General features: G+C 68.9%; 14 protein-coding genes. 7 read left to right on the top strand and 7 right to left on the bottom strand.

Annotated features, from left to right (window positions below; translation table 11 throughout):
• The first annotated feature begins 155 nt into the window (after positions 1 to 155).
• A complete protein-coding gene (gene tyrS / locus AC07Q9_RS20005) occupies positions 156 to 1,388 on the top strand; it encodes a tyrosine--tRNA ligase (protein ID WP_495311522.1) in 1,233 nt (410 codons plus the stop codon).
• Between the two features lie 52 nt (positions 1,389 to 1,440).
• On the opposite strand, the gene AC07Q9_RS20010 is transcribed toward tyrS, so the two are convergent.
• Both AC07Q9_RS20010 and AC07Q9_RS20015 read right to left on the bottom strand, forming a co-directional pair.
• Positions 1,441 to 2,055, bottom strand: a complete 615-nt coding sequence (locus tag AC07Q9_RS20010) for an OmpA family protein (protein ID WP_489062538.1) — start codon at positions 2,053 to 2,055, stop codon at positions 1,441 to 1,443.
• Between the two features lie 4 nt (positions 2,056 to 2,059).
• Positions 2,060 to 2,545 (bottom strand): FecR family protein, encoded by a 486-nt coding sequence (locus AC07Q9_RS20015; protein ID WP_370870093.1) that lies wholly within the window; start codon positions 2,543 to 2,545, stop codon positions 2,060 to 2,062.
• Between the two features lie 148 nt (positions 2,546 to 2,693).
• Here AC07Q9_RS20015 and AC07Q9_RS20020 point away from each other — a divergent pair, with 148 nt between their 5' ends.
• Together AC07Q9_RS20020 and dtd are read left to right on the top strand one after the other, a co-directional pair.
• Positions 2,694 to 3,608 (top strand): cation diffusion facilitator family transporter, encoded by a 915-nt coding sequence (locus tag AC07Q9_RS20020; RefSeq protein ID WP_492679914.1) that lies wholly within the window; start codon positions 2,694 to 2,696, stop codon positions 3,606 to 3,608.
• Positions 3,605 to 4,048 (top strand): D-aminoacyl-tRNA deacylase, encoded by a 444-nt coding sequence (gene dtd / locus AC07Q9_RS20025; RefSeq protein ID WP_495311526.1) that lies wholly within the window; start codon positions 3,605 to 3,607, stop codon positions 4,046 to 4,048. The genes AC07Q9_RS20020 and dtd overlap by 4 nt, the downstream gene beginning before the upstream one ends.
• Here dtd and AC07Q9_RS20030 read toward each other — a convergent pair.
• Genes AC07Q9_RS20030 through AC07Q9_RS20040 form a run of 3 tightly spaced genes read right to left on the bottom strand, consistent with a single transcriptional unit; the run spans position 4,020 to position 6,069 of the window.
• Entirely contained in the window at positions 4,020 to 4,646 is a 627-nt protein-coding gene (locus AC07Q9_RS20030) for a class I SAM-dependent methyltransferase (RefSeq protein ID WP_495311529.1), read from the bottom strand. The genes dtd and AC07Q9_RS20030 overlap by 29 nt on opposite strands.
• Before the next feature lie 12 nt (positions 4,647 to 4,658).
• Positions 4,659 to 5,126: an rRNA maturation RNase YbeY gene (gene ybeY, locus AC07Q9_RS20035; RefSeq protein WP_495311530.1), complete on the bottom strand. Its 468-nt coding sequence runs from the start codon at positions 5,124 to 5,126 to the stop codon at positions 4,659 to 4,661.
• Between the two features lies 1 nt (position 5,127).
• Positions 5,128 to 6,069 carry a PhoH family protein gene (locus AC07Q9_RS20040; RefSeq protein ID WP_062479248.1) on the bottom strand — a complete coding sequence of 314 codons (942 nt, stop codon included), beginning with the start codon at positions 6,067 to 6,069 and terminating at the stop codon, positions 5,128 to 5,130.
• A gap of 168 nt (positions 6,070 to 6,237) precedes the next feature.
• Here AC07Q9_RS20040 and ruvA point away from each other — a divergent pair, with 168 nt between their 5' ends.
• The 4 genes from ruvA to AC07Q9_RS20060 all read left to right on the top strand — a co-directional run bounded on the left by ruvA (position 6,238) and on the right by AC07Q9_RS20060 (position 9,981).
• On the top strand, positions 6,238 to 6,810 hold the full coding sequence (gene ruvA, locus AC07Q9_RS20045) for a Holliday junction branch migration protein RuvA (protein ID WP_056577514.1): 573 nt from the start codon (positions 6,238 to 6,240) through the stop codon (positions 6,808 to 6,810).
• A 27-nt stretch (positions 6,811 to 6,837) separates the two neighbouring features.
• Complete coding sequence (locus AC07Q9_RS20050) at positions 6,838 to 7,458, top strand: hypothetical protein (protein ID WP_495311534.1); 621 nt, start codon at positions 6,838 to 6,840, stop codon at positions 7,456 to 7,458.
• On the top strand, positions 7,455 to 8,450 hold the full coding sequence (locus AC07Q9_RS20055; RefSeq protein WP_495311537.1) for a helix-turn-helix domain-containing protein: 996 nt from the start codon (positions 7,455 to 7,457) through the stop codon (positions 8,448 to 8,450). The genes AC07Q9_RS20050 and AC07Q9_RS20055 overlap by 4 nt, the downstream gene beginning before the upstream one ends.
• 124 nt (positions 8,451 to 8,574) lie before the next feature.
• The gene (locus tag AC07Q9_RS20060; protein ID WP_495311539.1) at positions 8,575 to 9,981 is read left to right on the top strand and encodes an aldehyde dehydrogenase family protein; all 1,407 of its coding nucleotides are present in this window, start codon (positions 8,575 to 8,577) and stop codon (positions 9,979 to 9,981) included.
• Between the two features lie 34 nt (positions 9,982 to 10,015).
• Here the strand turns inward: AC07Q9_RS20060 and AC07Q9_RS20065 are convergent, their stop codons facing one another.
• On the bottom strand, positions 10,016 to 11,167 hold the full coding sequence (locus tag AC07Q9_RS20065; RefSeq protein ID WP_495311541.1) for a serine hydrolase domain-containing protein: 1,152 nt from the start codon (positions 11,165 to 11,167) through the stop codon (positions 10,016 to 10,018).
• Positions 11,164 to 13,473, bottom strand: coding sequence for a primary-amine oxidase (gene tynA, locus AC07Q9_RS20070; protein WP_495311543.1), 2,310 nt, complete (start codon positions 13,471 to 13,473; stop codon positions 11,164 to 11,166). The genes AC07Q9_RS20065 and tynA overlap by 4 nt, the downstream gene beginning before the upstream one ends.

Genomic DNA, 13,473 nt, shown 5'->3' on the forward strand with positions numbered 1-13,473 from the left:
GGATTCCAACTCAGGTTCTGCAGGTCCGTGCTGCAAGGCCCAGTGCGTTCAGGGCGGCAGGAGACGGTGCGGAAAAAAGCGCCGCTTAGAATCCGGCGCTTGAAAAGTCGGGCTGAGTATAGCTTCGGCCACCGGAAAAACCGCCAAAAAAGCCCATGAACGCCGAATCTGTTACATCCACCAGCCTCTCCGATGGTGTAAGACAAGCCCTCGAAATCTCCCTCCGCGGCGCTGACGAGCTGCTGCCGCAGGACGAGTGGGTCAAGAAGCTCCAGAAGGCGGAAGCCAGCGGCAAACCGCTGCGCATCAAGCTGGGCCTGGACCCGACCGCACCGGATATTCATATCGGACACACGGTGGTGCTCAACAAGATGCGCCAGCTCCAGGACCTGGGGCACCGCGTGATCTTCCTGATCGGCGACTTCACCTCCCTGATCGGCGACCCCTCGGGCCGCAACAGCACCCGCCCGCCGCTCACGGCCGAACAGATCCGCGCCAACGCCGAGACCTACTTCGCCCAGGCCAAGCTGGTGCTGGACGAGTCGAAGACCGAGATCCGCTACAACTCCGAGTGGAGCGACCCGCTGGGCGCGCGCGGCATGATCCAGCTGGCGGCCAAGTACACGGTGGCGCGCATGATGGAGCGCGACGACTTCAACAAGCGCTTCAAGGCCGGCCAGTCGATCTCGGTGCACGAGTTCCTGTACCCGCTGATGCAGGGCTACGACTCGGTGGCGCTCGAAAGCGACCTGGAACTGGGCGGCACGGACCAGAAATTCAACCTGCTCGTCGGCCGTCACCTCCAGCAGGAATACGGCCAGGAGCCGCAGTGCATACTTACTATGCCGCTGCTCGAAGGGCTCGACGGCGTCGAGAAGATGTCCAAGAGCAAGGGCAACTACATCGGCATCAGCGAGGACGCCAACAGCATGTTCGCCAAGGTGCTGTCGATCTCCGACACGCTGATGTGGCGCTGGTACACGCTGCTGAGCTTCCAGTCGGTGGCGCAGATCGAGGCGCTGAAGGCCGAGATCGCCGGTGGCCGCAACCCGAAGGACGCCAAGGTCGCGCTGGCCAAGGAAATCACCGCGCGCTTCCACAGCGCGGCGGCGGCCGATGCGGCGGAGCAGGATTTCATCAACCGCAGCAAGGGCGGCGTGCCCGACGAGATTCCCGAGGTGGCGCTCAGCGGTGCCCCGCTGGGCATCGGCCAGCTGCTCAAGCAGGCCAACCTGGCGTCGTCGTCCGGGGAGGGCAACCGCCTGATCGACGGCGGCGGCGTGCGCATCGATTCGGTCGTGGTGTCCGACAAGGGCCTGAAGCTGCCCGCGGGCAGCTACGTGGTGCAGGTCGGCAAGCGCAAGTTTGCGCGGGTGACCCTGAGCTGATCGACGAAAAAGGCCCCTCGGGGCCTTTTTCAATGGGCGTCGGCGCGGGGGATCAGCGGACCTCGATGGTCACGCGCCGGTTGCGCGGCTCGTCCACCTCGTCGGCGGTCGGTACGGCCAGGTCGCGTTCGCCGCGGCCCACGGCCTCGATGCGGGCGGCCGGGAACTGGCGCTCCACGAAGAGCTGGGCCACTTCCTGTGCGCGGCGGCGCGACAGCTGGTCGTTCTGCTCGCCGGCACCCTTGGTGTCGGTGTGGCCGGTCACCACGATGTCGCCGCCGCTGCGGGCCAGCGCTGCGGTCAATGCCTCGGTCATGATCTGCTGCGACGCCGCCGTCAGCGTGGTGGTGCCCACTTCGAAGAACACCGTGTAGCGCTGCGGAAGCGGCGGGCGCATGTCGAACAGGGGCTTGTTCTCGGCCTGGACCTTGGCCGCGTCGGCCTGGTCGATCACCGGTGCGCCGCTCGCGCCTACGGCGGCCGTGGCGCGCTGGTAGGGCTTGGAAAGAACTTCTTCACCGTCCTTGGCGCGCACGACCACGGCGGAGGGCGTGCCGTCAGCCTGGGGCAGCAGCACCACGCGCGTGCCCGGCGAGGAGCAGGCGGCCAGGAGCAGGGCGACCGTGGTCGCGAGAAGAAGGGAGGAGCGGCGTAACAGTGTCTGCATCTTTTCAGGGTTGGCCGTCGGTCTGCACGATGAAGTCCGTGCCCCGAATGCCGATGGTGGCGGTCTGGGTTTCGACGCGCACGGCGTCGGGGTTGGTCTTGCCGATGAGGCCGGTGATCATGCGCATCGAGCCGCGCAGCAGCGACACCAGCATGCCGCCGTCGCGGGTGGTGCCGTCGAAGTGGAATTCCTTGAGGTCCATGCGCGAGGACGGGCCGACCATCAGCGTGGTGTTGTCGCGCAGCACGACGGCGGCGGAAGAGTCGGGACCGGTCACGATGCGATCGACCGCCCCCAGCGCGTCGCCGGGGGCCGCGTTGCGCGTGGCGCCGGCGGCGTCGAGCAGCTGGACGCTGCCGCGCACCGACTTCACGAACCCGGCCTGCGGGGGCGTTGCCGGGGCTGCCGCAGCGGGTGCCTGGGCTTGGGCCAGGGTGGCGGCGCCGACGATGGCGAGCCCGAGGGCGGCGGTCAAAAATTTCTTCATCATTTGCCTCTCTGTGACTGATTGCTTCGCAATGAGCGCAAATATTAAGCCGAAGGCGTTACATATGGTCACGCGGCTGATAATTCAGTCGATTCCTGCGACGTAATGCCCGCGCGCAGAGGCCCTTTTTACCTGATCTTGTTCTTTCTGCATGACGTTGACCCCTAAAACGCTGCTTCGCGTCTCCGTCGCGGTGGCCCTGCTCACCATCCTCCTGAAGGGATGGGCCGGCTACCTGACGAACTCGATGGGCCTGATTTCGGACGCGATGGAGTCGTGCGTCAACCTCGCGAGCGCCATGTTCGCGCTGGCGATGGTCACCATCGCCGAGCGCCCGGCCGACGAGGACCACCCCTACGGCCATCACAAGGCCGAGTACTTCTCGTCCGGCTTCGAGGGCCTGCTGATCGTGGCCGCCGCCATCGCCATCCTGTGGGTGTCGGTGCTGCGGCTGATGGCGCCGCAGCCGCTCGAGCAACTGGGCTGGGGCCTGGCGCTGTCGGTGATCAGCTCGGGCTTCAACGCGGCGCTGGCGTTCGTGCTGTTCCGGGCGGCGCGCGCGCACCGCTCCATTGCGCTGGAGGCCGACGGGCGCCACCTGATGACCGACGTGTGGACCTCGGTCGGCGTGCTGGTCGGCATCGTGGCCGTGCATTTCAGCGGCTGGCTCTGGCTCGACCCGCTGATCGCCATCGGCGTGGCGCTCAACATCGTGCGCGAAGGCTTCAAGCTCGTGTGGCGCTCCTCGCAGGGCCTGATGGACGAGGCGCTCGACGCCGAGACGCTCGCCACCGTGCGCGCCACGCTCGACGCCTTCGCCGCCAACCATGCCGAAGGCGACCGGCTGCGCTTCGACGACATGGTGACGCGCGGCGCCGGCCAGCGCCGCTTTGCCGACCTGCACATGCACGTGCCCGGCGACTGGACCCTGCAGCGCGCCGCCCACCTGCGCGACGAACTGGAGCAGGCCCTGATGGACGCCGTGCCCGGCCTGCGCGTGACCATTCAACTGCTGCCGCTCACCATGGAAGCGCGCGCCACCCGACTCGAGGACCACCATTCATGAAAGCCGTGCTCCAGCGCGTCGCCCACGCCCGCGTCGACATCGCAGGCCAGACCGTCGGCGCCATCGAGGCCGGCCTGCTGGTGCTGCTGTGCGCCGAACGCGGCGACGCCGACAGCGTGGCCGACCGCCTGCTTGCCAAGATCCTCAAGCTGCGCATCTTCTCGGACGACGCCGGCAAGATGAACCGCAGCGTGCAGGACATCGGCGGCGGCCTGCTGGTCGTGAGCCAGTTCACGCTGGCCGCCGATGTGAGCGGCGGCAACCGCCCCAGCTTCACGCTCGCGGCGCCGCCCGACGAAGGCCGCCGGCTCTACGAGTACTTCGTGGCGCAGGCGCGCGGCGCGCATCCGGTGGTGGCGACCGGCGAGTTCGGTGCCGACATGCAGGTGCACCTGCTGAACGACGGGCCGGTCACGATCCCGCTGCAGATGACTGCGTGAACGGCACAGGCCGAAGCACCGCCTCCCACGCCACCTTCGGTTCGTCGTAGCGCAGCACGCGCACTTCTTCGAGGTGCTGCAGCTGCCAGCCGTCGGCAAACAGCCGCTCGACCGCGGCGCGGTCGAAGAAGCGCTTGGGGAAGCCGTCCACCGTGTAGAAAAAATCCTCGTCCCGCCCGCTGGCCGACGGGCCGCGCGCGCCGTGGTGCAGGTCGTTGACCGAATTGAGGCGGCACAGCAGCACGCCACCCGGCCGCAGCACGTGGTGGATGCGCCGCACCAGCGCCAGCGTTTCGTCCCACGCGAAGTAGTGCAGCGACAGGCTCGCGAGCACGGCGCCGACCGTGGCGCCCTGCGCCAGCGGCCACGCGTCGCGGAAATCGCCGCAGTGAAACTCGGCGCCTGCGGGCACGCGTTGCCGCGCCTGCGCCAGGGCGTCGGACGACAGCTCGACCGCCACCACCCGCAGCCCGGCGTCGACCAGCGTGGCGGTGTCGCGACCGGCCGCGCAGCCCAGTTCGAGCACCGGCCCGTCGCCGGCACATGCGCGCAGCAGCGGCAGCCAGCGCGGCAGCCAGGGATCGGTGTCCGACGCCATCGCGGCCTGCGCTCAGCGCCCGTACGGGCTGCGGATGCCCAGGCCCGCGAGGATCTCGATTTCGTACGCTTCCATCTCGTCCGCGTCGGCGTCGCTGGTCTCGTGGTCCCAGCCCTGCGCGTGCAGCGTGCCGTGCACCAGCAGGTGCGCGTAGTGCGCGGCGAGGGTCTTGCGGTTTTCCTTCGCCTCGCGCGCCACCACGGGCGCGCACAGCACCAGGTCGGCCATCACGACCGGGCCCTGCGCATAGTCGAAGGTGAGCACGTTGGTCGCGTAGTCCTTGCCGCGGAACTCGCGGTTCAGGCGCTGGCCCTCGTCGGCATCGACGATGCGCACGGTGATCTCGCCGTCGATGTCCAGTGCATGGCGAATCCAGCGCGTCACGCTGTGGCGCGGCAGTGCGGCGCGGTGGCGCTCCACGCCCTTGAAGCGCCCGAACTGCAGCGACAGCGACAGGGCCGGAAGCAACGAGGCCGCCATCTCAGTGGCCTCCCGAGCGCTTGCGCTGGCCGTCGTAGGCATCGACGATCTTCGCCACCAGCGGGTGGCGCACCACGTCGGCGCTCGTGAAGTGCGTGGTCGCGATGCCGGCCACGCGCTTGAGCACGCGCTCGGCGTCGATCAGGCCGCTGAGCTGCTGCTTGGGCAGGTCGATCTGGCTCACGTCGCCCGTCACCACCGCCTTGGCGCCGAAGCCGATGCGCGTGAGGAACATCTTCATCTGCTCCACCGAGGTGTTCTGCGCCTCGTCGAGGATCACGAAGGCGTTGTTCAGCGTGCGTCCGCGCATGAAGGCCAGCGGCGCAATCTCGAGCACGTTGCGCTCGAAGGCCTTCTGCACCTTCTCGTAGCCCATGAGGTCGTACAGCGCGTCGTACAGCGGGCGCAGGTAGGGGTCGACCTTCTGCGTCAGGTCGCCCGGCAGGAAGCCCAGGCGCTCGCCGGCCTCGACGGCCGGGCGCGTGAGCACGATGCGCTGCACCGCCGCGCGCTCCAGTGCATCGACCGCGCAGGCCACCGCCAGGTAGGTCTTGCCGGTGCCGGCCGGGCCGATGCCGAAGGTGATGTCGTGCTTGGCGATGTTGTCCAGGTACAGCGCCTGCGTGGGCGTGCGCGCGCGCAGGTCGGCGCGGCGCGTGACGAGCATGGCCGCGTCCTCGTCGCTCATCGAGCCGTCGCCGGCCAGCGTGAGCTGCACCACGGCCGGGTCGATGGCGCGCTGGGCGATCTCGTACAGCGCCTGCAGCACCTCCATGGCGCGCTGCGCCGGGGCCTTGGGGCCGTCGACCTTGAACTGCTCGTGGCGGTGCGCGATCTTCACGCCCAGGGCGTCCTCGATGCGGCGCAGGTGCGCATCCAGCGGGCCGCACAGGTGGCCGAGGCGCGAATTGTTCAGGGGGGTAAAGGTGTGTCGCAGAATCACGCGGTATCCATTTCCATCTAATTGGCAGCCCATGCAAGACCAGCCACGCTCGAAAAAACGCAATCCAAGGCGGGTAACACCGCGGAACCGGCTTTGCCGGGCCGCCGGTGTTGCCCCCTTGAGGGGGGAAGCGGCTACACGAAGTGAGCAAGCAACGGGGGGGAGCCAATGATAGGCAAACTGACCGGCACGCTCGCAGAGCGCAACCCCCCGCAGGTGGTGGTGGACTGCAACGGCGTCGGCTACGAGGTCGACGTGCCGATGAGCACGTTCTACAACCTGCCCAACGTCGGCGCGAAGGTGTCGCTGCTCACGCACTTCGTCGTGCGCGAGGACGCGCAGATTCTCTACGGCTTCGGCACCGCCGAGGAGCGCGCGGCCTTCCGCCAGCTCATCAAGATCACCGGCGTGGGCCCGCGCACCGCGCTGGGCCTGCTCTCGGGCATGAGCGTGGGCGAGCTGGCGCAGGCCATCACCACGCAGGAGCTGGGCCGGCTCGTGAAGATCCCGGGCATCGGCAAGAAGACGGCCGAGCGGCTGCTGCTGGAGCTCAAGGGCAAGCTGGGCGCCGACATCGGCCTGCCGGCGCATGCCGCGTCCGACGCGCAGGCCGACATCCTGCAGGCGCTGGTGGCGCTGGGCTACAGCGACAAGGAAGCCGCGCTGGCGCTGAAGGCGCTGCCGAAGGACGCGAGCGTGAGCGACGGCATCAAGATGGCACTGAAAGCCCTGGCGAAGTAACCGCAGGCCACCGAAGGCAGGCACGACATGCCGAACTGCGACTTCTACGCCACGCCCGAAGACCATGAGGGCCTGCTCACGTGGCTGCTGGCCGAAGGCAGCTGCGAGGTCCATGAACTGGGCTCCGACTTCGGCCAGCCCCTGAAACGCTTCCATACGGCCGCCGAAGTGCTGGCGCAGTTCGAGCGGCGCTACCCCAATGGCAGGAAGTGGCGCGCTGTGCACTTGCAGCTCTACGTGCTGGGGGCCGGGCCGCCCTTCGTGCCTCGTCGCGTGGCGCTCGACCCGAAGGCCTGCGATGGCGCCACCTTCCGCTACAGCGCCGACGGCTGGGGCCTGGTGCAGCTGTACCTGAGCGCGCTGTCCGAGGGCGACGCGCGGCTCGAGGATTCCCACACCAACCACAACACGCTCAAGCGTGCCCAGGCCTGGTCGGGCACGGTGAGCGAGATGGGCGACGTCGGCGCCTGGGACTTCGGCAAGATCACCGCCTTCTCGTCGCGCCTGAACCGCGAGATCCGCAAGCAGGGCGTGGCAAAGGCCGGCAGCCGCGCCATACTGCCGGGCGCGCTCAAGCTGTGGAAGTCCGGGGTGGCCCTGGGCCCCTGGAAGCCCGGCGAACATGCGTTGCAAGGAGACACCTCGTGAGCGCTTCCTCTTTCGCCCCCCTGTCTGCAAGCATGACCGGTGGCCCATTGACGCCGCGGATGCGCGCCGAGATGCCGTTCGAGCTCGTCGGCCCGCGCCTGCAGGCCGTGTGCGGCAACTTCACGCCCGTGCCCATGCCGCGCCAGCAGACCGTCTCGGGCGGCATCGAGGTGCGGCGTGCTGGCGGGGTCGACGTGGCGCTCATCGGCCAGAACCTGCAGCGCGTGCACCGCGACGCGCAGGCCATCCGGCGCGACGACCGCGAACATTTCTTCCTCGTGTTCCAGGACCATGGCGGCGCGCTCATGTGCCAGGGCGCGCAGCAGATCGCGGTGCAGGCTGGCGACATCGTGCTGATCGATTCGGCGCGGCCCTCGGAGTTCGTCTACGACGGCGCCAGCTCGCAGCAGGTGTCGGTGCACCTGCCGCGCGCCGACATGCTCGCGCGCTTCGGCCCCGCGCTGCAGGGCGGCGTGTGCGTGCGGCGCGGCGACGCGCTGGGCTTCGCGATGCGCGCCATCCTCGCGCGCCTGCTCGACAGCGGACAGTCCGACGACGCGCACCTGGTCGAGGCCTTTCTCGGCGTGTTCGGCTCGGTGCTGGTCGAGCGTGCGCGGCAGGCGCCGGCGCTGCTGTCGCGCAACGCCGGCGAGGGCGTGCTGCGTCGCGCGATGGACCACGTGGCGCTGCAGTTCCACGACCCGGCCTTCCACGCGGGCGAACTGGCGCGGCACCTGGGCGTGTCACCGCGGCTGCTGCAGCGGGCCTTCGAGGCACTGGGCGTTTCGCCGAGCCGCCACATCCTCGACACGCGGCTGGCGGCGGCGCGCGCCGCGCTCGATGCGGCGGCCCGGCAGGGCGGCCCCGCGCCGGCCATCGCGGTCGTCGCCTATGACTGCGGCTTCAACGACCTGTCGTTCTTCTACCGCGAGTTCCGCAAGCGCTACGGCGTGCCACCGGGGCGCCTGGCACTTGGACCCCTGACGCACTGACTGACGCCTGAGTCCATTCGCTGACGCCTGGCTCCAAGACGCCGGCCCCTGCTTTTCCTACAGTGACCTGGCGCGCCCGCCCTGCGGCGGCGCGCGCCAGCGTCAACCCAACCAGGACAAAGCAATGCAAGAGACAAGAATGACGATCGGCGGTCGCGCGGTGCCAGGCACGGCCTCCTTCGAAGTGCGCAACCCCGCCAACGGCCAGGTGATCGGCACCGCGCCGAACGGTTCGCGCGACGACCTCGCCGCCGCCGTGGCCGCCGCGCAAAAGGCCTTCACGAGCTGGTCGCGAAAGTCCGACGACGAACTGGCCGCGGCCTGCCGCGCCGTGACCGAGAAGATCGGCGCGCACGCCGAAGAGCTGGCGCGCCTGCTCACGCTGGAGCAGGGCAAGCCGCTCAACGGCCTGGGTTCGCGCTGGGAGCTGGGCGGCGCGGCGGCCTGGGCCGGCGCCACCGCGGCGCTGTCGCTGCCGCCGCGCGTGCTGCAGGACAACGCGCAGGGCCATGTCGAGATCTTCCGCAAGCCCGTGGGCGTGGTCGGCTCGATCACGCCGTGGAACTTCCCCGTGCTGATCGCCGTGTGGCACGTGCTGCCGGCGCTGCGCACGGGCAACACGGTCGTCATCAAGCCCTCGCCCTACACGCCGCTGGCCACGCTGCGCTTCGTGGAGTTGCTCAACGAGGTGCTGCCCGAAGGCGTGGTCAACAGCGTGAGCTGCGACGACCGCACCTCCAACCTCGGCGCCGACATGGCGAGCGACCCCGTCATCCGCAAGATCGTGTTCACCGGCTCCTGCGCCACCGGCAAGAAGGTGATGCAGTCGGCCGCCAGCACCATGAAGCGCCTCACGCTCGAGCTCGGCGGCAACGACGCCGGCATCGTGCTGCCCGACGCCGACCCCAAGGCCATTGCCGAAGGCCTGTTCTGGGGCGCGTTCCTCAACAACGGCCAGACCTGCGCGGCCATGAAGCGGCTGTACGTGCACGCCAGCATCCACGACGAGGTGTGCGAGCACCTCGCGGCCTTTGCCAAGCAGGTGCCGATGGGCGACGGCATGGACGAGAAGAACGTGCTCGGCCCGGTGCAGAACCGCATGCAGTTCGACAAGGTCGCGCGGCTCGTGGCCGACGCGAAAAAGAAGGGCCAGGTGCTCACGGGCGGCGAGCCGGGCGAGGGCCTGTTCTTCCCCGCGACCATCGTCGCGGGCCTGAAGAACGGCGACGCGCTGGTCGACGAAGAACAGTTCGGGCCCGCGCTGCCCGTCATCCGCTACACCGATGTCGAAGAGGCCATCCGCGCAGCCAACGACAGCGAGAACGGCCTCGGCGGTTCCGTGTGGTCGAAGGACATCGAGCACGCGAAGCGCGTCGCGTCGCGCCTGGAGTGCGGCTCGGTGTGGATCAACAAGCACGGCGCCATCCAGCCCAACGCGCCCTTCGGCGGCGTGAAGGCCTCGGGGCTCGGCGTGGAGTTCGCGGAAGAAGGGCTGAAGGAGTACACCGACGCGCAGGTGATCTTCTCCTGACGCGTTGCAGAGCGTGGCGTGCGCCACGCTCTGTTCAGGTGCGCAGCGCGGTGGTCAATGCGCCGAGCAGCGCATCGGTCTCGACCAGGCTCGGCGGATGGATCGGCGCCGGCCACGTGCTGTGGATCGCGACCACGAGCCGTTCCTTCGGGTGGATGTAGACCTGCTGGCCGAAGATGCCGAGCGCGGCGAACAGGCCGCCGTCGAGTTCGGGCAGCGCCTTCGCGCCGGTCGGGAAGGTCCACCACTGGTAGCCGTACCCCATCGGCTCGAAGCCCGCGAGCGTGCCGGGCGCGAGGTGGCTCGATGCATCGACGCGTGTGGCATCGGCCACCCAGCCGTCGGGCAGCACCTTGTGGCCGCCGGCCATGCCGCCGCCGAGCACGAACAGGCCGAAGCGCCCGAAGTCGCGCAGCGTGGCATTCACGCCGCTGCCGGTGAACTCCTGGCCATCGACCGCATCGAGCTGCCAGTACGCATCGGCCTCCATGCCGAAGGGTGCCCAGATTTTTTCCGAGAGGTAGTCGCTGATCGGCCGGCGGATCGCGCTGGCCAGGATCTCGCCGACCAGGCAGGTCTCGCCGGTGCTGTAGCTGAAGCGCGTGCCCGCCGGTGCCACGCGCGGGCGCTGCGCCATGAACTTCAGCACCGCGCCCTTTTCGCGCGTGAGCTGCACGCGCATCAGCTGGCGCCGGTCGGAGTCGGCGTCGAGGTAGTCCTCGTTCCAGGCCACGCCCGAGCTCATCTGCAGCACCTGCTTCACCGTCACGTCGTCATACGCAGAGCCACTCAGCGCGGGCAGGTAGCGCACCACCGGGTCGTCGAGGCTGGCGATGTGGCCATCTTTCACGGCTGCGCCGACCAGCGTGGAGGTCAGCGACTTCGCGACCGAGAACGACAGCCACTTCGTCGCCGCGTCGTTGCCCATGGCGTAGCGCTCGAGCACGACGTGGCCGTCCTTGATCACCAGCAGCCCGGCCGTGTGGTTGCGTGCCATGAACTCGCTGATGCCGAAGCGCTGCGCATCGACCGGCGTGCCCTCGGGCAGCGGATGCACCTGCGTGCCGCGCCGGATCGCGCGCGTCGCATAGAGCCGGTTCATCTGGCGGTAGGTCGGCGCCTGCAGCGCGGGCGCCAGCGTCATCAGGTCTTCGTAGCGGCCGATGGCCTCGTCGGACGCACTCATTTCGCAGCAGGCCGGTTCAGCCCCAGCGTCGGCGTTTCGTCGAAGAAGTTCCAGGGCTTGAGCAGCGCATGCACCCACTCGGTGGGCATGATCGGCCACTCTTCGGCGCGCGCGACGTGCGTGGTGCCGGTGGTGAGCCACACCACGTTGTCGGTGTTCACGATCTCCTGGTTGTCGGCCGTGAACTGGCCCAGGCCTGTGTCCTTGTTGGAGCGGTTCGGGTACTTGCCTTCGGGGAACAGCTCCTCGGGGTCGTAGCGCGTCACCCAGAGCTGGCGGTCCATGAAGCTCAGGCGGTGGTTGATCCACTCGTCCTTTGCGAAGTTGGCGCCCTTGGCAATCGGGTGCGTGCCGCCCGCGTACGGAATGAGCTGGTAGGACACCGGGTTGCCGACCTTGTTGTTCTTCGCCGGGTTGCTCAGCAGGCGGATGGTCGAGGGGTCGAACTTCTGCGCCGCCTGCTGCTCGGTGCGCACCGTGCGCTGCACCGTCTGCATGGTGCTGGTGCGCGGGCCGCCGCGCGTGTTGGGCAGCACCACGGGGTCGACCTCGGTGAGCGTGTTCTGCTCGCCGTCCACATCGAGGTCGAGGCGGAAGTTGTAGATGTGCTGGTGCGTGGTGCCGACGATGTGGTGGTCCAGCAGCGTGCCGTAGCGCGTGTCCTCGGCGGCCGTGGGGTCCTGCATGGTGCGCGACTTCACACCCTTCACGGCCTCGATGCCGGTGGCGCCGGCGTGGATGCCGATGGTGCCGTTCTCGGCGAAGACCCAGTCGAACAGGTAGTCGTAGTTGCCCACCGTGCTGATCCAGCGCACCACCAGCTCGCGCCGCTCGGTGCTGATGTTCGGCTTGCCCATTTCCTGGTGCTTGAACTCGGGGTCGGCATAGCGCTCGAAGACGGCGATGGCGCGCGGCACCTTGGTGGGCGCGCCGGTGTAGTCGGCCAGCGTCGCGTCCAGCAGCACCGCGTTCTGCGGCGCGTCCTTGTTCGGCTCGATGGGCGAGGTGAGCGTGCCCATGCCGTACTCGCCCGAGTCGAGATACGCCTTGAAGTACCAGCCGGTGTCGGGGTCGCCGTAGGGCACGATCATGCCGCCCAGCGAGCCTTCGTACATCACCTTGCGCTTGGTGCCCTTGTCGTTGTACGTGACGGTGGAGAGCACCAGGCCCACGCGCGAGTCGAGCCGCACGTGGAAGTCCCAGTTGCGCCAGTGCATCGTGTGGCCGGTGATCGTGTAGTTCTTGCCCTCGGGCTCGGTGATCTCCAGCGGCTTGGGCGCGGGCGTGGCCGCGCGGTCGCGCCCGTCGTAGGGCGTGGGCTTGAGCGGCACGGGCACCAGGCCGCCGTCCTCGATCTTGATGACCTTCTTCTGCTCCAGGTCGACCACCGCCACCAGGCCCTCGATGGGGTGCGCCCAGTAGTTGCCGTCGCCCACGTCCAGGTAGCTCACCACCTTCAGCAGGCGGTCTTCCTGGCGCAGCGAATCCTTGCCGTCGAAGTAGCCCACGGTGAGCGGCGTGGCCACCACCTTCTTCACGTCGGCGATGCCGCGCGTGGCGAGCGCCTTGGCGTAGTCGGGGCTGGCCTCGATGGCGCTCTGCACGCTGGCGAAGTCGTCCAGCAGCACCATGCCGTGCGCGCCCTCGATGGGCTTCCATGCGGTGAGCGTGCGCGCCGCGAGGTCGACCGTGCCCTCGATGACCTTCTTGCCGTCCAGCGCCACGAAGGCCGCCTGGCGCGGCGCGCGCACGGGCTGGCCGGTGAGCGCGAAGTTCCAGACCTCGTCCTTGGGCGGGCGCTTCAGGCTGATCTCGGTGAAGCGCAGGCCGGCCTTGTGGCGCCCCGAGGCCTTCAGCACCTCGAGCGTGGCCTGGATCTCGGCCTCGGTGAGCGGGTTCAGCGGGTTGGGCACGCGCTCGACCACGAAGGTCTTGTCCAGGCTGGACTGGAACACCTGGTTCACGAAATCGTGCGGCACGTAGGCCGCGCCCTTGCGCATGACCACGGGCACGTCCAGCTGCATCGGCTGGCCGTTGACCAGCGCCGTCTTCGAGCCGGGCTTCAGGCGCACCAGCGTGCCGTTGCGCGCCACGGTGAACACGTTGGCAAAGCTGTCCCAGCGCAGCGTGCCGCCGAAGTCTTCCACCGTCTTCTTCAGCGGCACCATGTGGGCCGCGCCGCCGTGGGCCCGGGCCGGCTCAGTGCTCAGGGAGCCGAGGGCGAGCGCCAGGGCAGAGGCCAGGGCGGTGCCCAGGAGGCGCCGTGCGGCGCCGCGGCCGGGCGTTCGGTGGTAGCTGCTGCGCAT

Source organism: Variovorax sp. GW821-FHT09A10 (assembly GCF_059418385.1).